Genomic DNA, 24,023 nt, shown 5'->3' on the forward strand with positions numbered 1-24,023 from the left:
CTAGACAAGAACAATCATCCCAGGTCAGAGGGCATCTGCGCGTCTACGACACCGCCTCACCCACCACATTCACCGGTGGATCCAGGTCGGAGGTCTTGAATGACTCATTCAAGACCTCTGGCCCGGTGAATCTGCCCTGCCTGACAGCACTTGCCGGCACCGGCGACCGGCGCGCGCCCCGCGCCGGCTCGCACGGCAGCGCAGGGCGCGAGGCTCGACCGCACACCGGCCGGCGATCCCACCATCACCCACGAGCGGCGTCGTGCTCGGCGCACAGGCACCCGACGCCCGGCTCGATCCACTCCTGCCCGGCCCATTCCGGGTGGCGTTCGACGAGCAGCGAACGCACCTCGGCGACGATGGTCTCCACCCCGAGGCCCGCGTCCCGCCGGCGCCAGGTCTCGTCACGCAGCTCGCGCAGGTAGTCACGGACGTCGGTGAGCACCGAAACGCCACCGACCTCTCCGTGCCCCGGCACCACGACCCGAGGCTCGCGGGCGGCCAGCCGGTCCAGGACCGAGAGCCAGCCGACGCCGGTGACGTCCGTGTCGTGCGGGGGGAACCACGGGAGGATCGCGAACTGCCCGGTCTCGGCCAGGTCGCCGGTGAACAGCACGCCGGCGTCCGGCACCTCGACGACCTGGTCGCCGAGCGTGTGACCCCGGCCGGTGGGGCGCAGCAGGACGGTCCGGCCGCCCAGGTCGAGTTCGTGCGAGCCGTCGTAGACGACGTCGGGTACGGGCACCCGGACGTCGTCCAGCCGAGCCGCGACCACCGGATCCAGGCCGCGGAACATCTCGAGGTAGCCCGCGCCCTTGGCGCTCAGGTCGTCCGCCTGGCCGCGGTTGACCAGGTAGGTGGCGGCACCGGCGAACACCTGCGCGCCGTACGCGTGCTCGGGGTGGAAGTGCGTCGTGGTCAGGTACAGGCGACGGCCCGCGGCCACCGAAGTCGCGAAGGCGAGCACCTCCGTCGCGTTCGCGGTGCCCAGGCCCGTGTCGACGACCAGGACGGCCTCCGTGCCGCCGATGACGCCGATGTTGGGCACGAGGTCTACGCGGTCGTTCGGGATCACCAGCAGGTCCGGGGCGAGTTCGCGGGCGCCGGCTACCCGCACGGCGGGATCGGTCATGTCGGTCATGCCCCGATTCCACCGCCGGGACACCCCGGCCGTCCAAGACCGTTCGGGTGGCGCCGATACCGGGCGGATATCTTCGCCGGTCGGCGTTACTGTTCGGCCATGGCAGTCGATCAGGAACTGGTGGATGCGGCGATCGCGCTGGCGCGGAGCCGGTTCGGGGGGACGCCGTGGTCCGGCGCGGCGGCGCTGCGCCTCGACGACGGCACGGTGCTGACGAGCACGGCACCGGAATTCCCGAACCAGGGCGTCAGCCTGTGCCACGAAACCGGCGCGATCTGCGAAGCCTTCAAGCTGGACAGGCGCGTCACCGGCTCGGTGTGCGTGACCGCCGCGGACGAAGAGCGCGGCTACTGGATCCTCGCGCCCTGCGGGGTCTGCCAGGAACGGCTCTTCGCCCACGGCCCGGACGTCGAGGTCGCCGTGCCCGAACCCGCGGACCCGCGCCGGTGGCGGGCCCTGCGGCTGCGGGACGTCCAGCCGCACTGGTTCGCGCGAGTCTTCCCCGACGATGTCTGGCCCTTCGAGGCCGGGCAGCCGGGCTGAGATGGAGCTGCGCACGCTGCGGTACTTCGTGGCCGTCGCCGAAGAACTCCACTTCGGCCGGGCCGCCACGCGGCTGCACATGAGCCAGCCGCCGCTGAGCCGCGCGATCAAGCAGCTGGAGGCCGACGTCGGCGCCGTCCTGCTCGTGCGCTCGGCCGCGGGCGTCAAGCTCACCCCGGCCGGCGCGGCCCTGCTCGACGAGGCCCGCGCCCTGCTCGGCCAGGCCGACCAGGCGCGCGTGCGCGTGGCCGCCGCGGCCGGCGCCGCGACGATCACCGTCGGCCTCCTCGCCGACAGTGCCGACCCGGACGCGACGCGGCTGGCCGACGCCTACCGCCGGCAGCACCCGGGTGTCGAGGTCCGCGTCCGCGACACGGACCTGACCGACCCGACGTGCGGGCTGCGTGCCGGGCTCGTCGACGTCGCGCTGACCCGCGGGCCGTTCGACGAGACCGGCCTGACGGTGCACCGGCTGCGCGAAGACCCGGTGGGCGCGGTGCTGCGCGCCGACGACCCGCTGGCCCGCCGCGACCACCTGGAACCGGCCGACTTGGCCGGTCGCCGCTGGTTCCGCTTCCCGGAAGGCACCGACCCGGTCTGGCAGTCGTACTGGCACGGCGGCGAGCCGCGCGAGGGGCCGGTGGTCCGCGCCGTCCAGGAGTGCCTGCAGGCCGTGCTCTGGAACGGGACCGTCGGGCTGATGCCGCTCGGCCACCGGCCGCCCGGCGACCTGACGGTGGTGCCGCTCACCGGCCTGGCGCCGAACCCGGTGGTCGTCGCCTGGCGCGACGCGAGCCCGCTGGTCCGGTCGTTCGTGGCGCTCGCGACGGCCGTGTATCAGACGACCGGCGGGCGCCGGACGTCGTAGAAGTCCCAGTCCAGCTGCCAGAACGCGTCGATGCCGTGCTCGCGGATGTACTTCCGCTCGATGTCGTGCACCGGAAAGCAGCCGGCGATGCTGATGGGCGCGCCACCGATGTCGATCAGCGTGTACTGGTGGGCGTCGAGGCCGGCGGGCGCGCACACGGCGAAAGCGGTCATGGCGGACTCGGGCGCGATCGGCTCGCCGAAGTCGATGGTGTCGCCGTAGACGAACGGGCAGGTGCCCCGCAGCTGCTCGGCGAGGTAGCCGATGGCCAGCGCCCACACCGGGTCGTCCGACCGGACGCTGATCCACAGCTCCGGCTTCACGCCGTGCCATTCGGCGTGGTCGGCCAGCGAAAGGCCGTACGTGACCCCGGTCAGGTATCTCGGCTCCGGCTCGTCGGCGTAGACGAACGCGATGACGTCGTCGAGCCCGGCGTGGGTCGACGAGATCGGCTGCAGCCGGGGTTCGGTGTTCCCGGTCAGGGTGTCGAGATGGGCGACATACCGCTCGGCACGGCTCGGCATGGCGCGCAGCATACGACCGGCCGCCCGGGTGCGCGGCGCAATCCCGGTGGCCCGGGCGCGGCACGATCGGGCAGGGTGGGGGACATGCGAGTGCTCGTGATCGGCAGCGGAATCGGCGGCGCGGCAACGGCCTGGCACCTGGCGGGCCGGGGCGCGGAGGTGGTCGTGGCGGACGCGGCCCGGCCGGGGACGGCCACCGAAGCCGGCGCCGGAATCGTCAGCCCGTGGACGTCGCGCTGGGAAGACGCGCTCTACCCGCTCGCGTCGGCGGCCGGCCGGTACTACCGCGAGTTCACCGCGGAGCTCGAGGATTCGTCGTTCGAGGTCGTCGGCGGGATGGTCGTCTCGGCCGACGACGCCGAGCTGGCCGAGGCGCAGGAACGGCTGGCCGCACGGGCCGCGGACGCGCCCGAGGCCGGTGAAGTCCGGCGGCTCGACCCGGCTCAGGCCCGCGAACTGTTCCCGGCGCTGGCGCCCGATTTGGGTGCGGTGCACCTGACCGGCGCCGGCCGCGTCGACGGTCATCAGCTGCGCCGGGCCCTGCTGGCGGCCGCCGAGCGCCGGGGCGCGAAGTTCGTCGAAGGCGAGGTCGCGTTCCGGGCCGACGGCACGGTGGCGGGTTCCGAAGGCCCCCTGGAAGCGGACAGCGTCGTGGTCGCGGCCGGCGCGTGGAGCCGGGAACTGCTGGCGCCGCTGGGGATCGACCTGCCGGTGACGCCGCACCGCGGCCAGATCAGCCACTTCGACCTGCCGGGCACGGACACGGCGGCGTGGCCGGTCGTGCTGCCGCGCACGAGCCACTACCTGCTGGCGTTCGGCGGCGGCCGCGTGGTGGCGGGCGCGACGCGCGAGGCGGAGTCCGGCTTCGACTACCGCGTGACGGCGGCCGGCCAGCGCGAGGTGCTGGACAACGCGCTGACGGTGGCCCCGGGCCTGGCGGACGCGACGCTGGCCGAGACCCGGGTCGGCTTCCGCCCGGGCACGCCCGACGGCTTGCCGGTACTGGGTTCGCTGCGGCCGGGGCTGGCGGTGGCGACGGGCTTCGGCGCGGGCGGCCTGACGAACGCGCCGTTCGCCGGGAAGCTGGTCGCGTCGGTGGCGCTGGGGGAGGACCCGGGGTTCGACCTGACGCCGTTCGCCCCCGACCGCTTCTGAGCGTCAGCCTTCGGTGACGAGCTCCAGCGCGTGCTCACCCGTGCGCTCCACCACCAGGCCCGCCTTCGTGATCACCTTCACCAGCTGGTCCACAGTGGACGGTTCGGCCCGCGTGACCGCCAGTTCGCGTGCCAGCCGGCCCTTGTACGCCTTGTTGAAGTGGCTGACCGTCACGCGCTCGCCGCGCGCGTTCTCCGTCACCACGCGAACCGTCACCGCGTCCGGGCGCAGCTTCGCGAACGCCGAGTACGTGCCCGAGCGCAGGTCCACCACCAGGCCCTCGACCTGCCGCAACACCGGTTCGAGCACCGGTTTCCAGTGCCCGCGGACCGTCCCCAGCGACGGCAGCGCGTTCCCGCCGGAAAGCCGGTACGCGGGAATCGGGTCGGTCGCCGACACCACGCCGAACAGCGACGACGTCACCGCCAGCCGCCGGTGCGCCTTCTCCAGGCCCGCCTTCGTGAAGCTCTTCACGTCGAGCGCGTCGTACAGCACGCCCGTGTAGCGGCGCAGGGCCGGCATCGTCGGCGACGACCACAGCTCGGCATTGCGCGTGACCTCGCCGGCCTGGCGCTCGGTGATGCCCAGCGCGGCGATGCTGGCCGGGACGTCGGCGGCCAGCGCGGTGAGCGCGTCGGCGAGCTTCGCTCGCGCCGGGTTCAGCTCGGGGAACGACAGCGCGCCCAAGTCGAGCGGGCCGCCGCGGCCGCCGTCGGCCTTGGTTTCGGAAGGGGGGAGGAGCACCAGCACGCACCGAGCGTACTGGGCCGACTTCTACCGATCCGACCACAGCCACGGCCGAATGTCTTGGTATCGGCGGTTACGTGCCGCGTGGGGGTCGGCCTACCTGTGGCCGGATCGGTAAATCGGGGTGCGCGGACGCCACCGCCCGGCCTAGCCTCCCGCCATGGACCTCACCTGGCGCCCGTTGACCCTCGACGACGTCCCCGCGTTCACCCGGCTGTACGCCGCGGCCGAGGAAGTCGACCGGACGGGTGACCACTTCAGCGACGAAGATCTCCGCGACGAGCTGGAAGGTCCCAACATCGACCTGGCTCGCGCCACCACCGGCGCCTGGGCGGGCGAGGCGCTCGTCGCCTACGGTCTCGTCCGCCGCCGCGACGCCGCGAACCCCGTCCACATGATCCGGCTCCAGTCGGTCGTGCACCCGGAGTACCGGACCGACGCCGTCGGCGCTCACCTGGTCGAGTGGTTTTCGCGCACGAGCCGCGAGGTCAACGAGCGCGCCTTCCCGGACGCGCCGTTCGAACTGCACCACGGCCAGCACCAGAACGAGCGCTGGATCACCGGCGTCCTCACCGCCGCCGGGTACACGCACGCGCGCACGATGGTGAACATGCGCGTCGGCCTCGCCGACCTGCCGCCGCAGCCGCCGCTGCCGGACGGTTTCACGGCGGTCCCGTTCGACCGGAAGCACGACCTCGCCGTGCTCGACGCCCGCAACGACACCTTCGGCGACCACTGGGGCAGCACGCCCTACGAGCCCGACGCCTGGCGCCACCTGGTCACCGGCTCGAAGGACTTCCGCCCGGACCTGTCGTACCTGATCCTCGACGGCGACAAGGTCCTCGCGTTCGTGCTCAGCCACTTCTACGCGTCCGAAGCCGAGGCGACGGGCATCCGCGAGCACTACGCCACCTGGGTGGGAACGCGGGCGGTCCTACGCGGCCGCGGCGTCGCGTCGGGGTTGCTGGGGCACACGCTCATCGCGGCGAAAGCGGCGGGATTCGACCGGTCGGCGCTGAACGTCGACGTCGACAACGCGCACCGCGCCCTGGGCGTTTACGAGCGGTGCGGATATCGCGTCGACGACGAATGGCACGTCTACGTGCTCACCGATCCACGAGGTTGAGCAGTTCCTCCCCGTTCGCGTACCTGCGCAGCTGCTCCGCCGCCAGCTTCTTCGCGCGCGGGTAGAACGACGCCGACCCGCCGGCGATGTGCGGGGTGATGACCACGCCCGGCACCGTCCACAGTGGATGGTCCGCGGGCAGCGGTTCCGGGTCCACGACGTCGAGGCCCGCGCGCAGGCGCCCGGTACGCGTCTCCGCCAGGAGGGCGTCCGTGTCGATCGCCGTGCCGCGGCCGACGTTCAGCACCAGGGCGTCATCGGGCAGGGCAGCCAGGGCCTTCGCGTCGAACAAGCCGCGCGTGGCGGGGGTGTCCGGGAGGACCAGCACGACGATGCCGGCCTCGGGCAGCAGGTCCGGCAGCTCGGCGACGCCGTGGACGTCCTCGTCCGGGCGCGCGCGGCTCGCCACCCGCGTCACGACGGCTTCCGCGGCGAGAAGCTGGCGCTCGATCGCCTGCCCGATCGAGCCGTAGCCGACCAGGAGCACGCGGCTGTCGGCGAGGGACCGCGTGTGCTCGCGAGTCCATTCGCCGCGTGTCTGCTGCGCGAACCAGCGCGGCAGGTCGCGCTGCGCCGCGTGGATCAGCGCGAGGGCGTGCTCGGCGACGCTCAGGTCGTGCAGCCCCCGCCCGTTCGCCAGCCGCACGCCTTCGGGCAGCAGCGGCACCAGCGTCTCGACTCCGGCGGACAGCGACTGCACCACCCGCAGCGACGGCAGCTCCTCGATGAGCTTCGGCGGCTCGGACCCGCGGTCGTAGGGCAGCACGTAGAACTCGACGTCGCCCAGCTCGGCCGGGGGAGGCTCGACGCCGTCGTAGTAGACGGCGTCGAGCCCCTCCGGCACCTCGATGTCGGTCCACGGCAGCAGTACGCGAGCGCTCATGCCGCCTTTCTACCCGCTAGCGCGTGTAGTAGCCCTGCAGGTCGACGACCAGGTGCGTCGAGCCGGCGGAGTTGCGGACGTCGAAGCGCGCGCCCGCGCCGAGGCGGACCGTCGCCGCGTTGGAGGTGATCTCGCCGGGCGAGACGTTCACCGTCGACGGGACGCCGCTGTAGGGCAGGTCGTGCGACCAGGCCGAGAGGTAGGACCGCGCGCTCGGCTGCACGTCGGTGAGGTTCACCGCCGCGGCGGTCGCGCCGGGCGGCAGCTCACCGGCCGGCACCGTGACAATCCCGCCCGGGCCCAGCGGCGCGGGCGGCGTCGCGGCCCGGGTGTCGAGCAAGCGGGCCGGGGTCGGCAGCGCGGCGTACCGGCTGCCCGCGTCGCCGGGGACGAACGCGCCCGCCACCGACAGCAGCGCGTGACCCTGGCCGTGGTGGAGGACGACGCGGATGGCGCCGTCGTCGCCGATGCGCACGAGCGACTGCGTCGCGCGGTCCTCACCCGCGGAGAGGTTCAGCGTGGACGGACCGGGCGAACCCTGCCCGAAGACGCTGAAGAAGGTCTCGGAGTCGGTTTCGGTCCCGGTGAGGTTGACCGTCACCGCGACGGCGTCCGCGGGCACGCCCGCCACCCCGCGGACCGGGACGGTGACGATCTCGCCGCCGGTCAGCTTGCCCGGGTGGCCGCCGAGCGACGTCCGGCTGTCGAGGACGAGGTCCGGCTTGTCCTTCGGCAGGTAGGTCGACTCGCCGGACGCGCTGTAGTAGCCGAGGTAGTCGACGAGGACGTCGACCGAGCCGGCGTTGTTGCGGACCTGGATCTTCCGGTCCGGGCCGACGGGCACGACGGCCATGACCGCGGCCGTCTTGCCGGCGCCGAGGTTGAGGTTGGACGTCGTGGGGCGGGTGTCGCCGTAGGCGGTGACGAAGGTGTTCGCCGTACCGCCGGTTCCGACGAGGCTGACCGCGACGGCGCCGGCGCTCGCCGGCAGATCCGGGATCGTGACGGGGACGGATTCGCCGGCCGTCAGAGGCTTGTCGTGGCCGCCCTGCTCAGTGCGCGTGTCGAGGATGCGGCGGGCGGCGGGCAACGCGGTGTAGGCGTCGCCGCGCAGGCGGAGGCCGATCCAGCCGGCGAGGTCGTCGACGCGGGTCTCGACGCCGCCTTGGCGGGTCTCGGTCGAGTCGAGGCAGCCGGCCTGCCACGACGTGTGGTGCAGCGCGACGAGCTCGGTGACGCCGCTGCGCTGCCGCAGGAGGGGGCCGCCGGCGTCGCCCTGGCAGGTCGTCGCGGACGCCGGGTCGCCGAGGATGGCGAGAGTGGTCGCGGTGCTGCTTTGCACGGAGACGGCGGCGGTGTGCAGCCGGTCGGGCACCCATTCCGTGGCGGTGCGGCCGTACCCGGCGACGAGCGCGGAGTCACCGGCCGCGGGCGCCGTGGTGCCGAGGGCGACCGGGGTGACGCCGGTGACGGGCGCGGACAGCTTGGCGAGGGCGACGTCGCGGTCGGCCCGGAAGAGGACGTCGACGATGGCGCGTTCGGCGCCGGGGGTGGCCCCTCGGCCGACGACGGCCTTGGCGGCGAGCTTCGGCGGTCCGGCCTGCCCGGCGTTCTCCGGGAAGCAGCTCGCGGCGGTGATCACCCACTGCGGGGCGACGAGGGCGCCGCTGCACCCGTGGGCGCTGCCGGCCTCGATCCTGGCGGCGAAGGGGTACGACCCGTCGGCGGCGGGAGCACCCCCGCTGACGGCGGCACTCGGAACGGCGGCCAGCAGGCCGGCGGCCGCGACGGCGGTGAGCACGGCACCGGCTCTGGCTCGTCCGGACGCGCTGAAGACACCCTTGACGGGCGGCATGGATCCCCCTGTGGATTCGAGCTGTGGATTCGGAAGTTTCGCGAACAGGACTCGCCGCGGTCACCGCTGACCAAGGACCTCCCCGTCCCCGCGGCGCGATGCTAGCGGGGCGCGCCGACGCGTCGCCAGCGCCGAAAAGGGGGTATCGGAGAACGCTGATCCGAACGGCCGAACCGCCGCCTCACGAAACCGCGCGCCGCCTCCTCAGCCCGATACGCAGAACTCGTTGCCCTCCGGATCCGTCAGCACCGTCCACGCCAAGCCGGGCACCTCGTGCTCCGCGACTTCCACGGCCCCCAGCCCCACGAGCCGCTTCACCTCCGCCCCGCGATCGTCCCCGCCGAAGTCGACGTGGACCCGGTTCTTCCCCGTGCGAGGCTCCGGAACCCGCTGCAACCCCAGTGGCAGCCCGCCCTCGACCGGCGCCAGCACCAGGAACTCGCCCTCGTAGTCCTGCGCCACCGTCGTGCCCAGCGCCGCCGTCCAGAACTCGGCCAGACCGCGCGGATCCGCGCAGTCGATCGTGATCATGCCCATGTGGATCGCCATGCCCCGAAGCTAGCGGCGACCACCGACAAAAACCGGCCGCCGAGTAACCCGTTGGAGTCACGGCCGGGGGAGTGACTACCCTGAGCGGGACTTTCACACCCGCCCGGAGCAGGGAGCCCCGCAGTGATCACCAGGACTTCGTCGTTGTTCCTTCGCACCTTGCGCGAGGATCCGGCGGACGCCGAGGTACCGAGCCACCGGCTCCTGGTACGCGCCGGCTACGTCCGCCGGGTCGCCCCGGGCGGGTACTCGTGGCTGCCGCTGGGCCTGCGCGTGCTGCGCCGCGTCGAGGCCGTCGTGCGCGACGAGATGAACGCCATCGGCGCGCAGGAGATCCAGTTCCCCGCGCTGCTGCCGAAGGAGCCCTACGAGGCGACCGGCCGCTGGACCGAGTACGGCGACGCCCTCTTCCGCCTGAAGGACCGCAAGGGCGCCGACTACCTCCTCGGCCCGACGCACGAAGAGCTCTTCACGCTGACGGTCAAGGGCGAGTTCACCTCGTACCGCGACTACCCCGTCACGCTGTACCAGATCCAGACGAAGTACCGCGACGAAGCGCGCCCCCGCGCCGGCATCCTGCGCGGCCGCGAGTTCGTCATGAAGGACTCGTACTCCTTCGACCTCGACGACGAGGGCCTGGAGCGTTCCTACCAGGCCCACCGCGCCGCCTACACGAAGCTGTTCGACCGCCTCGGCCTCGAGTACGTCATCGTGAAGGCGACGTCGGGGGCCATGGGCGGCTCGGCGTCCGAGGAGTTCCTCGCGGTCGCGGAGACGGGCGAGGACACCTACGTCCGCAGCACGGAGTCGGGCTACGCGGCGAACGTCGAAGCCGTCGTGACCCCCGCGCCGGCGGCGCAGCCGATCGAGGGCCGGCCCGACGCGCAGGTGCACCACACGCCGAACACGCCGACCATCGAGTCGCTGGTCACCTTCCTGAACAACGCGGACCTCGGCCGCACGTTCACCGCCGCGGACACGCTGAAGAACGTCATGCTCAAGGCGCGTCAGCCGGGCGCGAAGGAGTGGGACCTCGTCTGCGTCGCGCTCCCCGGCGACCGCGAAGTGGACATGAAGCGCCTCGAAGCGTCGCTCGAGCCCGCCGAGGTCGCGCTGCTCGACGAGGCCGACTTCGCCAAGAACCCCTTCCTGGTCAAGGGTTACATCGGCCCGAAGGCGCTGCAGGACAACGGCGTGCGCTACCTCGCCGACCCGCGGATCGTGCCCGGCACCGCCTGGGTCACCGGGGCCGACAAGGTCGACCACCACGTCGTCGACCTGCTGGCCGGGCGCGACTTCACGCCGGACGGCACCATCGAGGCCGCCGAGGTCCGCGAGGGCGACGCGTCGCCGGACGGCCACGGCACCCTGGTCGCCGCGCGCGGCATCGAGATCGGGCACATCTTCCAGCTCGGCCGCAAGTACGCGGACGCGTTCGGGCTCGACGCGCTCGGTCCCGACTCGAAGCCGATCCGGATCACGATGGGTTCCTACGGCGTGGGTGTCTCGCGGCTGGTCGGCGTGCTCGCCGAGCAGAACCACGACGACCTCGGCCTGATCTGGCCGCGCGAGGTCTCGCCGTACGACGTCCACATCGTCATCGCGGGCAAGGACGACGCGGTGCGCGCCGGTGCCGAGAAGCTCGCCGCCGAGCTGGACACCGCCGGGCTCGAGATCATCCTCGACGACCGCAAGGCGAGCCCGGGCGTCAAGTTCGCCGACGCCGAGCTGGTCGGCGTGCCGACCATCCTCGTGGTCGGGCGCGGCCTGGCCAACGGCGTCGTCGAGGTCAAGGACCGGCGGACGGGCGAGCGCGAAGAGATCGCGGTCGACGCCGTCGTCGAGCACCTGGTCAAGCTCGTCCGGTCCTGATGGGCCTGTTCTCCCGGCGCTCTGACGACACGACGCCGGGGTACGAGGACAACGCGGCGCTTCGCGGGTTCGGCGGTTACGAACCCGCGGACGCGCCGCGCGTCCCGTCGGAGCCGCCTGTCGAGTCTCCGCGCGCACAGCCGAAGCGGATCCGCCCGGCGCCGAAGCCGCTGAAGTGGCGGCGGGCGCCGTGGTTCGGGATCGTGCTCATCGCGCTGATCGCGGGCGTGCTGAACGCGCTGGGCGTCGGCAAGTCACACCCCACGTCGTCGACGCCGACGTCGCGTCCGCCGCGGGTGGAGACGCCGGCGCCGCGGACGGTCGTCCCCGCTGTGACGAGCGGCTGGCAGTCCGTCGCGGCGCGAGACGGCTCGTACGCCTACGACGTCCCGCCGTCCTGGGAACCCGCGCCGACCACCCAGCACGGCTGGGACGAGCCGGCGATCCGGCTGATCACGAGTGCGTTCCTGGGCAAGGACTTCTGCGCCCGGGACACGCTGGGCGGCGCGGGCGTCACCACCGAGCCGCTCGCCGACCCCGAGGCAGCGGCCCGCAAGGCCGCGACGGATCTCGCGACCGGCGCGTACGGCGGAACGTCCCAGGTGGGCCCGGGCACGGACGCCCAGTTCACGAAAGCCGACGGCACCAAGGCCCCGGCCCGCGTCGTGGTCGCCGAAGTGACCCCCGCGGCAACGGGCGAGTGCGCGGCGAAGCACGCGTTGGTCGTTGCGATGGCGTTCGGCAACGGGAGCGGGTCGGGCGTGGTGGTGGCGTACGCGGACAGCGACCGCTCCGGACCGACGATCCGCGACGACCTGCTGGGGATCCTGCAGAGCTACCGGTTCGTGCCTGCGGCGGACCGGAGCACGACGACTCCGCCGCCGACCACCTACCGCTGAGCGCCGAGGTTCGGCAGGCTGACCCCATGGACGAACGGCTCGCGCGCATCCGGACCGTCGCGTTCTCCGTGCTCGGTGTCGCCGGGTTCTTGTTGCTCTTCGGGCCGCTGCTGGCGAAGGCGTGGGGCTGGCTCGTGCAGCCGCGGGAGCCGGAGTGGTGGGGTGCGGCCGGGCAGTGGGCCGGTGCCGTCGGGACCGTCGCGGCCGTGGCCGTCGCGTTGTGGATCGCCATCCGGGACGGCCGGGTGGCGCGGGTGGACCGGGCGAAGCGGGAGCTGCGCGAGTGGCAGGAGCAGGCCGCCAAGGTCACCGCGTGGATCGAAACCACGGACGCGGGCGAGGTCCACATGATCGTCGCCAACGCCAACTCCGAGGCGGTCCACCACGTCGTCGTCTCGTTCGACCTCGTGCGCAGCCTGCCGATGACCGGGTCCACCCTGCACCGCGGGCCGGAGATCGAAGACGACGAGTACCTCTACGCCGTGCTCCCGCCGGGGAAGTGGCGCATGCCGGTGCGCGGTGGGCGGCGGATCGAGCACACCACGCCCGGCGTGATGCTCGCCTTCACCGACTCCCGCAACGGGCACTGGCTCCGGCTGACCGACGGCACCCTGATCGAAAAGACCCAGAACGTCGTCAGCCGCCGGAAGATCCGGTTCCCGCAGCGGATCAGCGTCCCCGAGAGCTACTGACCAGCTTCGCCAGCTCGCGCAGCCGGACGTCCGGCAGGTAGGCCCGGCTCAGCGCCAGCCCGATCCGCGGGAGGTCCGCCTCGTCGCGGTAAGCCAGGTACAGCGGCACGCGCCGGGGCTGGAACTTCGCCTTGAACGCGTGCAGGGAACGGAATCCGTAGTACGGCTCCATGACCCGGCCCAGCGACTCCAGCGCGCGGTCGACCGTGCGCGCCGGGCCGTCGCCGCCGCTGCGGGCCAGCGGCGCGCCCGACAGCGAGACGAACCGCGCTCCCTCGGCGCGGAACTGCACGCACGCCGACGCGATCAGGAACTCCATCACCGGGCGGAAGCCGTGCGGGCTGCGGCGCATCACGTCCAGCGTCCAGCCGCCCACCTTGCCCGCGCCCGTGTGGACCGGCAGCCACGACGTCACGCCGTGGACCGTGCCCTCCGCGTCGACCGCCAGGCCGACCCGCGTCGCCGGGTCCATCGCCTCGTCGAGGCCGCCGAGCGTGAAGCCCATCTCCGGCATGCCCTTGCCCGACATCCACTCCTCCGACAGCGCCCGGACCTGGGCGAGGATGGGTTCCGGCTGGTCGGCCAAGCGGACCAGCCGGAAGTCGATGTCCTGCTTGGCGGCCTTGTTCAGCGCCGACCGCACGTCCTGCCACGCCTTGCCGCGGAACTCCAGCCCCTCCAGGTCGAGCACGTTGTCCTCGGCGACCTGGACGTGCTGCCAACCCTGCTCGCGCGTCGCCGCGACCGTCGCCTCCGTCGCCGAGAACACGCACGGCACCAGGCCGGTGTTCTCGCACATCGCGGTGAACTCGGTGACCGTGGCCGCCGCCGTGCCGTCCGGCGCGATCGGGTCGCCGAGCGCGACGGCGACGCCAGCGTGCCGGCGGTAGGCGAGGTAGGAACGGCCGTCCTCGCGGACGAAGTACGTGTTGCGCGGCCAGGTCGTCATCCACGACAGCGTGCTGCCGCCGTGCCGCCCGAGCAGCGTGCGGGCCAGCGCCGCCCCGGGACCCTGCGCGTGGCGCCGCTGCCGGCGCCGCGACGGGACGCGGAAGGCGTGCTGCGCGGCGATGAGCAAGCCCAGCTCGACCGTCCACAGGAGATTGTCCACGAAGAAGAGCGGCAGTCCCGTGGTGTCGTAGTCCGCGCCGAAGACGTCGGCCAGTCCGTAGACCGTGGCCGCGGCGAGTCCTTGCAGCGTAACGAAAGCCGACAGCGCGATGGCCCAGCGCCACGCGACGCGGCCGCCCTTGCGCAGCCCGTTGAGCATCGGCACCACGATCAGCACGAGGACCGCCAGCTCCGGCGCCGACAGCGAAACCCCTTCGGTGGAGCCGAACGGGCCGTCGCCGGGCACCAGGAACATCACGACTTCGGCGATGGTGAGCAGCAGCAGGCCAGCGACGGTCAGCAGCCGCCACTCCCGCGGGTCCGGTCCCGCCGACGGCGCCCGCCGCGAGCCGACGAGCCGGTTGCCGAGCGGGATCGCCGCCAGCAGCGCGAAGAAGTGCACGAGGTCGGCCAGCGTGCCGACGTAGACGATCGCGACTCCGGCGTACACGCAGAGCCCGGCCCGCAGCCGCAGCGCCCACGGCGGCCGCAGCGTGGCGCTGGCGACGGCGACCGCCGCGAGCGCGCCGCCGGAGAACCCGACGTCGAGGCTGCCCGCCATGCGCTCGGCCCACAGCCAGCCGGAGTTGCGGCACAGCGCGAGGAACTGCGTCGCGACGAGCACCGAGACGAACTGGCCGCCGATGGTCACGGTCATCGCGCGCCGCGTCCCCAGTTGCCACTCGGCGAAGCCGGCGAAGAGCGCGAAGCTGCCGACCATCGGGAGGTAGAACCAGGGGACGACGGCGAAGAACGGCCCGGTGAGCATGGTCCACCACCGGCCCGCCTCCAGCGACGGCAGTCCGTACGCGACGAACGGGTAGGCCGCGCGGTCTTCGGCGGCGCTCCAGAGCGCCCCCGACACGACGGCCAGCACGAGCATCGCGAGCACGACGCTGCTGGTGAACGGCAGGCGCTGCCTGAGCACCGCGACCGTGCCGCGGATGCGTCCCCCTGCGGCGGGCTCGGCCGCCGACGCTGCTTCAGTCATGCCCGGAAGTCTGGCGAATCGCCGCCACCGGCCACATCAGGCGAAGGAAGGAGATTCACCCCTAAGGGGTCGTCCCTTCGGCTGAGGGTCATCCCCCCTCTGGAGGACGACTTTCAGCTGAACACGGCGGTCCGCACGGCGTCGGTGTCGGCGAGGTCCGGCAGCACGATGTGCGCGCCGGCCGCCCGCAGCTCGTCGGCGCTGTAGAGCCCGGTCGCCACCGCGACCGAGACCGCGCCGTGGGCCAGGGCGGCTTTGACGTCGTTCGGGGTGTCGCCGACGACGACCACCGCGTCGGCGTCGAACGGCGTGCCGTGCTTGGCCGCCGCGAGCCCCACCGCGTGCGGGACCAGGTCGGGGCGGTGCACCGAGAGGGTGCCGTAGCCGCCGATGTCGAGGTCGAGGTGCTCGTGCAGGCCGAACGCGACGAGCTTGTGCCGCGAGATCTCCGGCAGGTTGCCGGTGACGAGCGACTGGACGACGCCGTCGTCGACGGCGAACGAGGTCAGCGCTTCGGCCGCGCCCGGTAGTGCGCGGGCCTCCGCCGCGAAGCGGTGCGCCGCGCGTTCCGACTCCGCCACCAGGGCCTTGAAGAGCGCCTGGACCGTCTCGGGGGCGGGTTCGAAGCCGTTCGCGGTGAGCAGTTCGGTGGTGGTCGCCAGCTCGGTGCGGCCGCCGAACACCGGGTCGACGCGCAGGGTCCCCCCGGTCGCGGCGGTGAACGCCGCCGCGTACCAAGCCGCGCCCAGGCCGGCGAAGTCCACCAGCGTGTGGTCGATGTCCCAGAGGACCAGCCGCTTCTTCGTCACGAGGTGAAGGTTACCGCGATACCACTGCCGCTATTCAACACGCGTTGACTTTCCGGGGACGCCGTCGTACCTTGGCCAGTAATTCAACAAGCGACGAATAACTGGAGGTTGTCATGACCGGTCCTGTCCGGCGCCCCGCCGGGGCGCTCGCCCTGGTCGCCGCCGTGGCCGGCGCGCTGGTGGCCGTGGTGCTCGGGTTCCTCACCTTCGGCGCGCAGGCCACGGCCGCGCCGGACGGCGTCCCGGTCGCGGTCGCCGCGCCGCCGGACGTCGCCCAGCGCATCGCGGCGCACGGTGGCAGCCAGCTCGAATGGACCGTCGCGTCCCCGGCCGACGCGCGGAAGCTGCTGGAAGACAAGAAGGTCTACGGCGTGCTCGAGCTCGGACCCGGGCCGTCCGCGACCGTGGTGACGTCGGGCGCGGTCAACCCGACAGGCACCCAGGTCGCGCAGCAGGCCCTGACCGGAGCGGCGTCCGCGCTGGCCGGCGCCCCGAAGCAGGAGGTGCTGCACCCGGTGACCGTCGCGGGGAGGGCCGCGCCGCTGGCCGCGTCCGCACTGGCCTGGATCGGCGCGCTCGTCGCGGGTCTCGCGCTGACCCAGCTGGCCAAGCGCACCGGCCGCACGGTCGGTGCCGGCGCGCGGTTCCTGCAGGTCGTCGGCGCCGGGGTGCTGGTGACGGCGGCCGTGGCCGGGTTCTTCGCGCTGTGGGACTCGACGCTGCCGCTCGACGCGGACGTCCTCGGGTTCGTCTTCCTCGCGGCGACGGCGTTCGCGGCCCTGCAAGCCGGGCTCTTGCGGCTGCTCGGGCTGCGCGCGATGGCCGTGCTCGGCCCGCTCTACCTGGTCGCCCCCGCGGTCGCCGGGCAGGTGCCGGAGCTGCTGAACCCGGCCTACCGCACGCTGCTGTGGTCGTGGACGCCGTTCCGCTTCTCGACCGAAGGCCTGCGAAGCCTGCTTCAGGGCGTGCCGGGTGCGCCCGACGTCACGACCGGCGTCTGGGTCCTCGGCGCGCTGCTGGCCGTGGGTCTGCTGCTGGCGCTGTGGCCCGGCCGGTCAGCCCGCGAGGAGGCTGAACCGCACCTTGCGGACCGGGTTGTCGAGGTTGGTGTCCACTAGGCAGATCGACTGCCAGGTCCCCAGCGCGAGGACGCCGCCGAGCACCGGGATCGTCGCGTAGGGCGGCACCAGCGCCGGGAGGACGTGGTCACGGCCGTGACCCGGGCTCCCGTGCCGGTGCCGCCAGCGGCCGTCGCGGGGGAGCAACTCGTCGAGCGCGGTCAGCAGGTCCTCGTCGCTGCCGGCGCCGGTTTCGAGGATCGCCAGCCCGGCGGTGGCGTGCGGGACCCAGACGTGCAGCAGCCCGTCCGCCGCGTCCGCGTCGCGCAGGAACGACTCGGCCTCGTGGGTGAGGTCGTGGACGACGGCTTCGGAGCCGGTGCGGACCTCGATCTCGGTGGAGTACATGCGCCCCAGCCTAGGGAGCCGCGCGCTGCTTCGCGGGCCGGCGGCGGCACATCGGGTCGAGCACGACCGGCCGTCTCACGCCACGGCCCGCTCGTGCTCGGTGCCGGCGCGGGGCGTGATCGACAGCAGGTCGCCGGGCTCGTCGACGGACAGCCGGTGCCACCGGCCGGGCGGGACGATGAACGACCGTCCGGCGGTCAGCGTGACCACGTGCCCTTCCTCGCGCAGATGGACGCGCAGCGCGCCGGAGAGGACAACGAGGACTTCGTGTCCGTTGGCGTGGCGTTCCCAGACTTCCGAGTGCACGGCCCGGTCGTCCTCGGCGTGGAACGCGCTGATGGTCCACAGGCTCTCGGCGTCCGCGATGGCTTCCCGGCGCGTCGCCGGCTCGGCTACCCCGCTCGGGCGCAGCTGGATCAGGGTCTTGAACAGGTCGTAGTTTTCGAACATGTTCCGAAAGTAGCACCGGGCCGAGCACGTGTCGAACGACTTGGCGGGCATGATGAGGGCATGTCACGCATCGGACGGCCGCCGGCGACCTCGCGTCCGCAGATCCTCGAAGCGGCGCGGGCGATCCTCGACCGGGACGGCTGGGAGAAGCTGACGATCCGCCGGCTGGCCACCGAGCTGGGCGTCGGCGCGACGACGCTGTACCACCACGTGCGCGACAAGGACGACCTGCTGGTCCAGCTCCTGGACCAGCACGCCGGGCGGCTGTCGCGGCCCGAGCTGCCGGACGACCCGCGCGAGCGGATCATCGCCGCGGCGACCGTCATGCACGCCTCGCTGGCCGCCTGGCCGCAGGCCGTGGAAGTCCTGACGGCCGACGACCTCCTCGGCGAGTCCGCCCTGTGGATGGTCGAGGCGATGGTCGGTGGCGCGCTGGACTGTGGGCTCGGTCCCGAGCGGGCCGTCGAGCTGTACCGGAACGTCTGGTACTACACGGTGGGCGAGATCCTGGTCCGCGTCCGCGCCGGGCGCCGCGCGGGGGAGGAGCGTCCTCGTTACCGCGACACGGTCTTCGCCGGTCTGGACGCGACGGAGTTCCCCAGCCTGGCCGCGATCGGGGAGCGCTGGCCGGAGCTGACCGTGCGCGACACGTTTTCGCGCGGGCTACGGGCCTTCGTCGACGGGCTCCTCGCTCAGGAATCCAGGTAGCGCAACACCGCCAGCACCCGGCGATTGTCCCCTTCGGACGGTGGCAGGCCGAGCTTGCCGAAGATCGACGTCACGTACTTTTCGACCGATCCGGCCGAGAGGAACAGTTCCGCCGCGATCGCGGAGTTCGACCGGCCTTCCGCCATCAGGCCCAGAACTTCGCGCTCCCGCGGCGTGAGCCCGGCGAGCGCGTCGGTCTGGCGCGTCGCCGAGAACAGCTGGCTGACGACCTCGGGATCGAGCACCGTCTCGCCGTCCGCGACGCGGCGCAGCGCGTCGAGGAAGTCCGACACCTCGGCGACGCGGTCCTTGAGCAGGTAGCCGACGCCGCCCGCGCGGTCGGCCAGCAGCTCGGCGGCGTACTTCGTCTCGACGTACTGGGAGAACAGCAGGATCGCGCGGCCCGGCGATTCGCGGCGCAGCGAGATCGCCGCCCGCAGGCCCTCGTCGGTGTGCGTCGGCGGCATCCGGATGTCCACAATGGACACATCGGGAGTGTTCTCCTCGACGGCGGCCCGCAGCGCGTCGGCGTCCTTCACCGCGGCGACCACCTCGTGGCCGCGGAAGGTCAGCAGCTCGACGAGGCCCTGGCGCAGGATGGTCGAGTCCTCCGCGATGACGATCCGCATGCCGCGACCCTAGCGGGGCAGCGGCACCCGCGCGGTCACTTCGGTCGGACCGCCCACCGGGCTCACGACGGTCAGCTCGCCGTCGACCGTCCGCAGCCGTTCGGCGACCCCGGCCAGCCCGCCGCCCGGGACGAGCCGGGCGCCGCCCCGGCCGCGGTCGCGCACCCGCAGCCACAGGACGTCCCGCTCCTCGGTGACCTCGACGTACGTCGTCGATCCGCTGTGCTTCGCGGCGTTCGTGAGCAGCTCGGCGGCGCTGAAGTAGACGATGGTCTCCAACGACGGCGGCGGCCGGCGCGGCAGGTCGACGGCGACCCGCGCGTCCATCCCGGACGTCGCGACGAGCGTGGCCAGCGCGACGTCGAGCCCCGCGTCGAGGGCGGCGGGGTGGATGCCGCGGGCGAGGTCGCGCAGCTCGGTCAGCGCCTGCTTCGCGTTGGCGTGGGCAGCGGTGACCAGCTGCTTGACCTGCGGGAGGTCGAGGTCTTCGAGCTCGTCCTTGGCCAGCCCGAGCTTCATGGCGAGGGCGACGAGCTGGGCCTGCGCGCCGTCGTGCAGGTCGCGCTCGATGCGCCGCAGCCGCAGCGCGGAGTCCTCGACCGCCGTCGCGCGGCTCGCTTCGAGGTCGCGGACGCGTTCGGACAGCTCCCGCGTGCCGAGCAGGCCGACGACGAGCAGCCGGTCGAGGGCGACGAAGGCGTGCGTCACCCACGGGAGCGCCACGAGCACCAGCAGGCCGGACGCCGACCAGGCGAGCGCGCCCGCCCAGTTGTCGGCGTAGATGTCGAAGAGCGGCAGGCGCTGCTCGCCCATCGGGAACCAGAAGACGGCGAAGGGGGTCGCGGCCAGGGCGTAGAGCGTCGCGGTGACCATCGTCAACATTCCGGCGAAGGTCAGCGGGAGCCGCAGCAGCAGGTAGCCGGCGGTGCGCCAGCCCGCGGGATCGCCGACGCGGGCCCGGACCCAGGCCCACAGCCCGGGCTTGAGCTCGGGACGGCGCGGGGCGGGCACGCTGACGCCGAGCAGGGCTTTCGCCAGCCCGCGGTGGGCGGCGCCGAGGCCGCGGGCGTAGTGGATGGCGCCGGCCAGGACGAGGAACCCGAACAGGACGGGGGTCAGCGAGAGGCCGAGCGCGAGCAGGACGAAGAAGCTGAGCAGCGAGAAGAGGGTCAGCGGGCCGGAGAGCCACAGCCAGGCGTATTCGGCCCAGAAGTCGCGCGCGGCCAGCGGACCGAACACCCGGCGCAGCAGGTGGGGGCGGGGGACGTCGAGGCTGGTCACGAAGTCAGTGTGGCCGGGGCGGCGGGCTCTGCCCATCCGGTTTTCCCCCTAGCGTGGGGCGGGGAAAGCGCCCGGATGCGGCTTTGGGTGCGTGGCGCGGGCCGAGCGCCACATTGGGTGCGTGGGTCGGGCCGAGTGCCACATTGGGTGCGTGGGGGCGGGCCGACTGCACTTTGGGTCTGCAGGGCGGACCCGACTGCCGGTTTGGATATGTGGGGCGGGCCGAATGCCACATTGGGTGCGTGGGATGCACCCAATGCCACATTGGGTGCGCGCGCCCACCTCCTCACCGGCCCGCGGGGGCGCCCCCGTTTTCCACGTTACCGGCCGGCACCGACAGTTCCGGCGCCGAAGACCCGGCGGCCGCCGATTCATCCACAGACCCGATTCGGGCCGCCCGGACGTCATGAACGACTCGTTCATGTCCTCCGACGAGGTGAACGAGTCGTTCATGACAACGGCTGGGCGCCCAAGGCCAGTCCGAGCGCCGCGTCACGGGGCGTCCGGGTCGTCCTCCCGGGCCTTCTGCGCGGCTTCCCGCATCTCGATGACGTCCGTCAGCCAGTCACCCGTCTCGCGGGCGATGTCGCGGACCGCGCCCGTGATGATCGAGGCGATGTTGCCGACGTGCGTCGCGGCTGATTCGGTGATCACCTGCAGGGTGTCCTTCTCCCGTTCGAACTGGCCCACCATGTCACCCTCACGCTGCTCGGAGCTGCCGGTCGGGTTCCACGGTAACCGGCGACGGCGAACTCTGCGGGAGAGCCAGCTTCACGATCTTCTTCGCCACCGACCAGAGCTGCTTGTGCAGCGGGCCCGTGTGGTACGGCAGCCCGTACTTCTCGCAGATCGCGCGCACCTCGCCCGCGATCTCCGGGTAGCGCCGCGCCGGGATGTCCGGGAACAGGTGGTGCTCGATCTGGTGCGACAGGTTGCCGCTCATGATGTGGAACAGCGGGCTGCCGGTGATGTTCGCCGAGCCGAGGATCTGGCGCAGGTACCACTGCCCGCGTGACTCCGAAGCCGTCTCCTCTTCGGTGAAGCTCTCGACGTCGGCGGGGAAGTGGCCGCAGAAGATGATCGAGAACGCCCACAGGTTGCGGGTCAGGTTCGCGGTCGCGTTGCCGAGGAACGTCAGCGGCGCGAGGGGCCCGGTCAGCAGCGGGAACAGGACGTAGTCCTTGCCGACCTGTCGCCCCGCCTTCCGCAGGATGCGCCGGAGCACCGGCAGGTTCTCGGCCCAGCTGCGCTCGCCCTTGACGACGTTCTCGATCTCGAGGTCGTGCAGCATCACGCCCCACTGGAAGAACAGCGCCAGCAGCGTCGCGTACACCGGGTTGCCCAGGTAGTACGGGTGCCACTTCTGCGCGGTGTCCATCCGCAGGATCCCGTACCCGACGTCGCGGTCCTTGTCGACGATGTTCGTGTACGTGTGGTGGATGTAGTTGTGCGAGTGGCGCCAGTTCTCCGCCGGCGCCACGGTGTCCCACTCGAAGCGCTGCGAGCTCAGCGCCGGGTCGCGCGTCCAGTCGTACTGGCCGTGCATGACGTTGTGGCCGATCTCCATGTTGTCGAGGATCTTGGCCACCGACAGCGCGCCGACGCCGGCGAGCCACGCGGGCGGGAAGAACCCGGCGAACAGCAGCGCCCGCCCGGCGACCTCCAGGCCGCGTTGCGTCTTGATGATGGAGTGGATGTAGTCGACGTCCTCCTGGCCCAGCGAGTCGACGGTCCGCTGTCGCAGCGCGTCGAGCTCGCGGCCGAACTCCTCGACCTGTTCCGGGGTCAGGCGGTCCTGCAGACCGGTCATGGCAGTCTCCCTACGCGTCGATCTCGACGTCCCCGACCGGGACGGAGATGCAGAGCTGGATTTCTTCGTCTTCTTCGCCGGAGATCTCGCCCGTCTTGGCGTTGCGGACGCGTCCGGCGGTCTTGAGCTGGGTGCAGGAGAAGCAGATGCCCATCCGGCAGCCGTGCTCCGGTGACAGGCCAGCTTCCTCGGCCTGTTCCAGCAACGGCTTCCCCGAGTTGGCGCACTCGCGCCCGCTGCGCTTGAACCGGACCTGGCCCTCGGCGTTCGCCGTGTCGAAGGTCAGCGCCGGCGGCGTGAACTCTTCGGTGTGCACACGTTCACCGAGCTGCTCGCGCACCGCGTCCATCAGCGGCTTCGGGCCGCAGACGAACGCCTCCGCGTCGCGGTACCACGGCGCGACGCGCTCGAGGTGCTCCGGCGAGAAGAAGCCGCGCAGGTCCCCGCCGCCGGTGTGGGTGTAGGCGTGCACCACCTTCAGCCGGGGGTGCCGGGCGGCGAGCTCGGCCAGTTCGGTGCGGTAGAGCGCGTCGGCCGGGCCGTTCGAGTAGTGCAGGAACACGATCTCGCCGGGGTGGCCCTCGTCGACCAGGGTGCGGGCCATGGCGAGCACCGGCGTGACGCCGCTGCCGCCGCTGACCAGCAGCACGCGGTCCGGGCGGGTGGCCGGCAGCGTGAACGTGCCGTCCGGAGTGGACAGACCCACCACCGAGCCGGCACCGAGCGAGCGGTTCAGGTGCCCGGAGACCAGGCCCTGCTCCTTGATGGTGAATTCGAGTTCGCCGTCGTACTGCGAACCGCACGGCGAATAGCAGCGCGTGCGCCGGACGCCGTCGATCTCCACCTGCAGGCGGACGTACTGCCCGGCGGTGAAGCCGGGCCACGCGCGGCTGGGCTTGACGGTGAGGGTGACGCTGTCCGGCGTCTGCTTGCGCACCGCCGTGACCAGGCCGCGGATCTCGCGGCGCACCAGCATCGGGTCGACCAGCTCCAGGTAGCGGTCCATCCCGTGCGGCGTCAGCAGCGCTTCGGCCAGCGAAGCGAGGCTGCGCACCCGCCGGGGGATGAGCGCCGTCATCGGGCCTCCTCGATTACAGTGAACGACTGTACACTCAACAGTGCACTGCAGGAGTGGACTGCCTGTCAACGCGGAACGCGGAGGATGTGACGTGAGCAACGCGGTGGACATCCGTACGCTGGAGCCCGTGTCCGAAGACCCGCTAGCGCCGGTGAGCCGGCAAGAGCGCAAGCAGCGCACGCGCCAGGCGCTGCTGGACACCGCCCTGGACCTGCTGGCCGACCGTCCGTTCGCGACGCTCTCCCTGCGCGAGGTCGCGAAGGGTGCCGGTCTGGTGCCGACGGCGTTCTACCGGCACTTCGCCTCGATGGAGGAACTCGGCGTCGCGCTCGTCGAAGAAGCGACGCGCACCCTGCGCGGCATGATGCGTTCGGCGCGCACCGATCCCGACACCTACCAGGGGATGATCAGCGCGTCGGTGGCCACGGTCCACCAGTTCGTGCGGGCGAACGAGGACCATTTCCGGTTCCTGACGCGCGAGCGCTACGGCGGCGGCCCGCTCGCCCGGTCCATCGCCGTCGAGCTGCGGATGTTCTCCGGCGACCTCGCGATCGACCTCGCCCGGTTCGCCCCGCTGCGCGCGTGGAGCACCGAAGACCTGCACATGCTGGCCGACTTGATCGTTTCCGTGATGATCACGACCACGGTCGAGCTGCTGGAAGCCCGGCCGGGTGAAGACGCGAAAATCACCGCGACGGCGGAAAAACGCCTGCGCCTGATCCTGCTCGGCATCCCGCAGTGGAAAACGAGCTGAACGCTCGCGTCACGACGCTCGTATCTTCTGGCACAACCCCCGTACTTGCGACCCAGGTCACTGGGGAGTGTCGGTCCGGCGTG

The 24,023-nt window shown here is 72.3% G+C and carries 25 protein-coding genes; 10 read left to right on the top strand and 15 right to left on the bottom strand.

Annotated elements, in window-relative coordinates; genetic code table 11:
• Positions 1 to 244 precede the first annotated feature (244 nt).
• Complete coding sequence (locus tag AB0M59_RS43330) at positions 245 to 1,141, bottom strand: MBL fold metallo-hydrolase (protein ID WP_364627460.1); 897 nt, start codon at positions 1,139 to 1,141, stop codon at positions 245 to 247.
• A gap of 99 nt (positions 1,142 to 1,240) precedes the next feature.
• Here AB0M59_RS43330 and AB0M59_RS43335 point away from each other — a divergent pair, with 99 nt between their 5' ends.
• The gene (locus tag AB0M59_RS43335) at positions 1,241 to 1,684 is read left to right on the top strand and encodes a cytidine deaminase (protein WP_364627461.1); all 444 of its coding nucleotides are present in this window, start codon (positions 1,241 to 1,243) and stop codon (positions 1,682 to 1,684) included.
• A 1-nt stretch (position 1,685) separates the two neighbouring features.
• Positions 1,686 to 2,552, top strand: a complete 867-nt coding sequence (locus AB0M59_RS43340; RefSeq protein ID WP_364627462.1) for a LysR substrate-binding domain-containing protein — start codon at positions 1,686 to 1,688, stop codon at positions 2,550 to 2,552.
• Here AB0M59_RS43340 and AB0M59_RS43345 read toward each other — a convergent pair.
• Positions 2,522 to 3,076: a suppressor of fused domain protein gene (locus AB0M59_RS43345; protein ID WP_364627464.1), complete on the bottom strand. Its 555-nt coding sequence runs from the start codon at positions 3,074 to 3,076 to the stop codon at positions 2,522 to 2,524. The two genes, AB0M59_RS43340 and AB0M59_RS43345, sit on opposite strands and share 31 nt — an antisense overlap.
• Positions 3,077 to 3,160: 84 nt before the next feature.
• On the opposite strand from AB0M59_RS43345, the gene AB0M59_RS43350 reads away from it, so the two are divergent.
• Entirely contained in the window at positions 3,161 to 4,231 is a 1,071-nt protein-coding gene (locus AB0M59_RS43350) for an FAD-dependent oxidoreductase (RefSeq protein WP_364627466.1), read from the top strand.
• Between the two features lie 3 nt (positions 4,232 to 4,234).
• Here AB0M59_RS43350 and yaaA read toward each other — a convergent pair whose 3' ends face one another.
• A complete protein-coding gene (gene yaaA, locus AB0M59_RS43355) occupies positions 4,235 to 4,981 on the bottom strand; it encodes a peroxide stress protein YaaA (protein WP_364627468.1) in 747 nt (248 codons plus the stop codon).
• A gap of 157 nt (positions 4,982 to 5,138) precedes the next feature.
• Here yaaA and AB0M59_RS43360 point away from each other — a divergent pair, with 157 nt between their 5' ends.
• Positions 5,139 to 6,104 (top strand): GNAT family N-acetyltransferase, encoded by a 966-nt coding sequence (locus AB0M59_RS43360; RefSeq protein ID WP_364627469.1) that lies wholly within the window; start codon positions 5,139 to 5,141, stop codon positions 6,102 to 6,104.
• On the opposite strand, the gene AB0M59_RS43365 is transcribed toward AB0M59_RS43360, so the two are convergent.
• From AB0M59_RS43365 to AB0M59_RS43375, 3 genes are all read right to left on the bottom strand, one after another.
• Positions 6,085 to 6,987, bottom strand: coding sequence for a 2-hydroxyacid dehydrogenase (locus AB0M59_RS43365; protein ID WP_364627471.1), 903 nt, complete (start codon positions 6,985 to 6,987; stop codon positions 6,085 to 6,087). The genes AB0M59_RS43360 and AB0M59_RS43365 overlap by 20 nt on opposite strands.
• Before the next feature lie 16 nt (positions 6,988 to 7,003).
• The gene (locus tag AB0M59_RS43370; RefSeq protein WP_364627473.1) at positions 7,004 to 8,842 is read right to left on the bottom strand and encodes a trypsin-like serine protease; all 1,839 of its coding nucleotides are present in this window, start codon (positions 8,840 to 8,842) and stop codon (positions 7,004 to 7,006) included.
• 204 nt (positions 8,843 to 9,046) lie between these two features.
• Positions 9,047 to 9,391 carry a VOC family protein gene (locus AB0M59_RS43375; RefSeq protein WP_364627475.1) on the bottom strand — a complete coding sequence of 115 codons (345 nt, stop codon included), beginning with the start codon at positions 9,389 to 9,391 and terminating at the stop codon, positions 9,047 to 9,049.
• A 123-nt stretch (positions 9,392 to 9,514) separates the two neighbouring features.
• Here AB0M59_RS43375 and AB0M59_RS43380 point away from each other — a divergent pair, with 123 nt between their 5' ends.
• The 3 genes from AB0M59_RS43380 to AB0M59_RS43390 are packed head-to-tail and all read left to right on the top strand — an operon-like array spanning position 9,515 to position 12,854.
• Entirely contained in the window at positions 9,515 to 11,263 is a 1,749-nt protein-coding gene (locus AB0M59_RS43380) for a proline--tRNA ligase (RefSeq protein ID WP_364627476.1), read from the top strand.
• Positions 11,263 to 12,162, top strand: coding sequence for a hypothetical protein (locus tag AB0M59_RS43385; RefSeq protein WP_364627478.1), 900 nt, complete (start codon positions 11,263 to 11,265; stop codon positions 12,160 to 12,162). The genes AB0M59_RS43380 and AB0M59_RS43385 overlap by 1 nt, the downstream gene beginning before the upstream one ends.
• A gap of 26 nt (positions 12,163 to 12,188) precedes the next feature.
• Complete coding sequence (locus AB0M59_RS43390; protein ID WP_364627480.1) at positions 12,189 to 12,854, top strand: hypothetical protein; 666 nt, start codon at positions 12,189 to 12,191, stop codon at positions 12,852 to 12,854.
• Here the strand turns inward: AB0M59_RS43390 and AB0M59_RS43395 are convergent.
• The gene (locus AB0M59_RS43395) at positions 12,832 to 14,955 is read right to left on the bottom strand and encodes a DUF2156 domain-containing protein (RefSeq protein ID WP_364627482.1); all 2,124 of its coding nucleotides are present in this window, start codon (positions 14,953 to 14,955) and stop codon (positions 12,832 to 12,834) included. The two genes, AB0M59_RS43390 and AB0M59_RS43395, sit on opposite strands and share 23 nt — an antisense overlap.
• Before the next feature lie 113 nt (positions 14,956 to 15,068).
• Entirely contained in the window at positions 15,069 to 15,764 is a 696-nt protein-coding gene (locus tag AB0M59_RS43400) for a haloacid dehalogenase-like hydrolase (protein WP_364627483.1), read from the bottom strand.
• Between the two features lie 113 nt (positions 15,765 to 15,877).
• Here AB0M59_RS43400 and AB0M59_RS43405 point away from each other — a divergent pair, with 113 nt between their 5' ends.
• Entirely contained in the window at positions 15,878 to 16,882 is a 1,005-nt protein-coding gene (locus AB0M59_RS43405) for an ABC transporter permease (RefSeq protein ID WP_364627485.1), read from the top strand.
• Here the strand turns inward: AB0M59_RS43405 and AB0M59_RS43410 are convergent.
• Positions 16,820 to 17,230 (bottom strand): secondary thiamine-phosphate synthase enzyme YjbQ, encoded by a 411-nt coding sequence (locus AB0M59_RS43410; RefSeq protein ID WP_364569992.1) that lies wholly within the window; start codon positions 17,228 to 17,230, stop codon positions 16,820 to 16,822. The two genes, AB0M59_RS43405 and AB0M59_RS43410, sit on opposite strands and share 63 nt — an antisense overlap.
• 75 nt (positions 17,231 to 17,305) lie before the next feature.
• On the bottom strand, positions 17,306 to 17,680 hold the full coding sequence (locus AB0M59_RS43415; RefSeq protein WP_364627487.1) for a cupin domain-containing protein: 375 nt from the start codon (positions 17,678 to 17,680) through the stop codon (positions 17,306 to 17,308).
• A gap of 60 nt (positions 17,681 to 17,740) precedes the next feature.
• Between AB0M59_RS43415 and AB0M59_RS43420 the strand changes: the two genes are divergently transcribed.
• A complete protein-coding gene (locus tag AB0M59_RS43420; RefSeq protein WP_364627489.1) occupies positions 17,741 to 18,388 on the top strand; it encodes a TetR/AcrR family transcriptional regulator in 648 nt (215 codons plus the stop codon).
• On the opposite strand, the gene AB0M59_RS43425 is transcribed toward AB0M59_RS43420, so the two are convergent.
• The 5 genes from AB0M59_RS43425 to AB0M59_RS43445 all read right to left on the bottom strand — a co-directional run bounded on the left by AB0M59_RS43425 (position 18,373) and on the right by AB0M59_RS43445 (position 23,186).
• Positions 18,373 to 19,017: a response regulator transcription factor gene (locus AB0M59_RS43425; RefSeq protein WP_364627491.1), complete on the bottom strand. Its 645-nt coding sequence runs from the start codon at positions 19,015 to 19,017 to the stop codon at positions 18,373 to 18,375. The two genes, AB0M59_RS43420 and AB0M59_RS43425, sit on opposite strands and share 16 nt — an antisense overlap.
• Positions 19,018 to 19,026: 9 nt before the next feature.
• Positions 19,027 to 20,334, bottom strand: coding sequence for a sensor domain-containing protein (locus AB0M59_RS43430; RefSeq protein ID WP_364627492.1), 1,308 nt, complete (start codon positions 20,332 to 20,334; stop codon positions 19,027 to 19,029).
• 456 nt (positions 20,335 to 20,790) lie between these two features.
• The gene (locus tag AB0M59_RS43435; RefSeq protein WP_364380530.1) at positions 20,791 to 20,991 is read right to left on the bottom strand and encodes a hypothetical protein; all 201 of its coding nucleotides are present in this window, start codon (positions 20,989 to 20,991) and stop codon (positions 20,791 to 20,793) included.
• 7 nt (positions 20,992 to 20,998) lie between these two features.
• Positions 20,999 to 22,108 carry an acyl-CoA desaturase gene (locus tag AB0M59_RS43440; RefSeq protein ID WP_364627494.1) on the bottom strand — a complete coding sequence of 370 codons (1,110 nt, stop codon included), beginning with the start codon at positions 22,106 to 22,108 and terminating at the stop codon, positions 20,999 to 21,001.
• Between the two features lie 10 nt (positions 22,109 to 22,118).
• Positions 22,119 to 23,186 (bottom strand): FAD-binding oxidoreductase, encoded by a 1,068-nt coding sequence (locus AB0M59_RS43445; protein ID WP_364627495.1) that lies wholly within the window; start codon positions 23,184 to 23,186, stop codon positions 22,119 to 22,121.
• Between the two features lie 91 nt (positions 23,187 to 23,277).
• Between AB0M59_RS43445 and AB0M59_RS43450 the strand changes: the two genes are divergently transcribed.
• Positions 23,278 to 23,940, top strand: a complete 663-nt coding sequence (locus AB0M59_RS43450) for a TetR family transcriptional regulator (RefSeq protein WP_364627496.1) — start codon at positions 23,278 to 23,280, stop codon at positions 23,938 to 23,940.
• Positions 23,941 to 24,023: the final 83 nt, after the last annotated feature.

This window comes from Amycolatopsis sp. NPDC051371 (genome assembly GCF_040682155.1).
Taxonomy (GTDB): Bacteria; Actinomycetota; Actinomycetes; order Mycobacteriales; family Pseudonocardiaceae; genus Amycolatopsis.

What these genes read in the sequence shown, in the direction of transcription:
- AB0M59_RS43405 (WP_364627485.1), top strand. Translation starts at nt 15,878, where the DNA reads ATGACCGGTCCTGTCCGGCGCCCCGCCGGGGCGCTCGCCCTGGTCGCC.
- AB0M59_RS43385 (WP_364627478.1), top strand. Translation starts at nt 11,263, where the DNA reads ATGGGCCTGTTCTCCCGGCGCTCTGACGACACGACGCCGGGGTACGAG.
- AB0M59_RS43345 (WP_364627464.1), bottom strand. Translation starts at nt 3,076, where the DNA reads ATGCCGAGCCGTGCCGAGCGGTATGTCGCCCATCTCGACACCCTGACC.
- AB0M59_RS43350 (WP_364627466.1), top strand. Translation starts at nt 3,161, where the DNA reads ATGCGAGTGCTCGTGATCGGCAGCGGAATCGGCGGCGCGGCAACGGCC.
- AB0M59_RS43415 (WP_364627487.1), bottom strand. Translation starts at nt 17,680, where the DNA reads ATGTTCGAAAACTACGACCTGTTCAAGACCCTGATCCAGCTGCGCCCG.
- AB0M59_RS43330 (WP_364627460.1), bottom strand. Translation starts at nt 1,141, where the DNA reads ATGACCGACATGACCGATCCCGCCGTGCGGGTAGCCGGCGCCCGCGAA.
- AB0M59_RS43395 (WP_364627482.1), bottom strand. Translation starts at nt 14,955, where the DNA reads ATGACTGAAGCAGCGTCGGCGGCCGAGCCCGCCGCAGGGGGACGCATC.
- AB0M59_RS43360 (WP_364627469.1), top strand. Translation starts at nt 5,139, where the DNA reads ATGGACCTCACCTGGCGCCCGTTGACCCTCGACGACGTCCCCGCGTTC.
- AB0M59_RS43370 (WP_364627473.1), bottom strand. Translation starts at nt 8,842, where the DNA reads ATGCCGCCCGTCAAGGGTGTCTTCAGCGCGTCCGGACGAGCCAGAGCC.
- AB0M59_RS43340 (WP_364627462.1), top strand. Translation starts at nt 1,686, where the DNA reads ATGGAGCTGCGCACGCTGCGGTACTTCGTGGCCGTCGCCGAAGAACTC.
- AB0M59_RS43435 (WP_364380530.1), bottom strand. Translation starts at nt 20,991, where the DNA reads ATGGTGGGCCAGTTCGAACGGGAGAAGGACACCCTGCAGGTGATCACC.
- AB0M59_RS43425 (WP_364627491.1), bottom strand. Translation starts at nt 19,017, where the DNA reads ATGCGGATCGTCATCGCGGAGGACTCGACCATCCTGCGCCAGGGCCTC.
- AB0M59_RS43375 (WP_364627475.1), bottom strand. Translation starts at nt 9,391, where the DNA reads ATGGCGATCCACATGGGCATGATCACGATCGACTGCGCGGATCCGCGC.
- AB0M59_RS43335 (WP_364627461.1), top strand. Translation starts at nt 1,241, where the DNA reads ATGGCAGTCGATCAGGAACTGGTGGATGCGGCGATCGCGCTGGCGCGG.
- AB0M59_RS43445 (WP_364627495.1), bottom strand. Translation starts at nt 23,186, where the DNA reads ATGACGGCGCTCATCCCCCGGCGGGTGCGCAGCCTCGCTTCGCTGGCC.
- AB0M59_RS43440 (WP_364627494.1), bottom strand. Translation starts at nt 22,108, where the DNA reads ATGACCGGTCTGCAGGACCGCCTGACCCCGGAACAGGTCGAGGAGTTC.
- AB0M59_RS43430 (WP_364627492.1), bottom strand. Translation starts at nt 20,334, where the DNA reads ATGGGCAGAGCCCGCCGCCCCGGCCACACTGACTTCGTGACCAGCCTC.
- AB0M59_RS43410 (WP_364569992.1), bottom strand. Translation starts at nt 17,230, where the DNA reads ATGTACTCCACCGAGATCGAGGTCCGCACCGGCTCCGAAGCCGTCGTC.
- AB0M59_RS43365 (WP_364627471.1), bottom strand. Translation starts at nt 6,987, where the DNA reads ATGAGCGCTCGCGTACTGCTGCCGTGGACCGACATCGAGGTGCCGGAG.
- AB0M59_RS43390 (WP_364627480.1), top strand. Translation starts at nt 12,189, where the DNA reads ATGGACGAACGGCTCGCGCGCATCCGGACCGTCGCGTTCTCCGTGCTC.
- AB0M59_RS43420 (WP_364627489.1), top strand. Translation starts at nt 17,741, where the DNA reads ATGTCACGCATCGGACGGCCGCCGGCGACCTCGCGTCCGCAGATCCTC.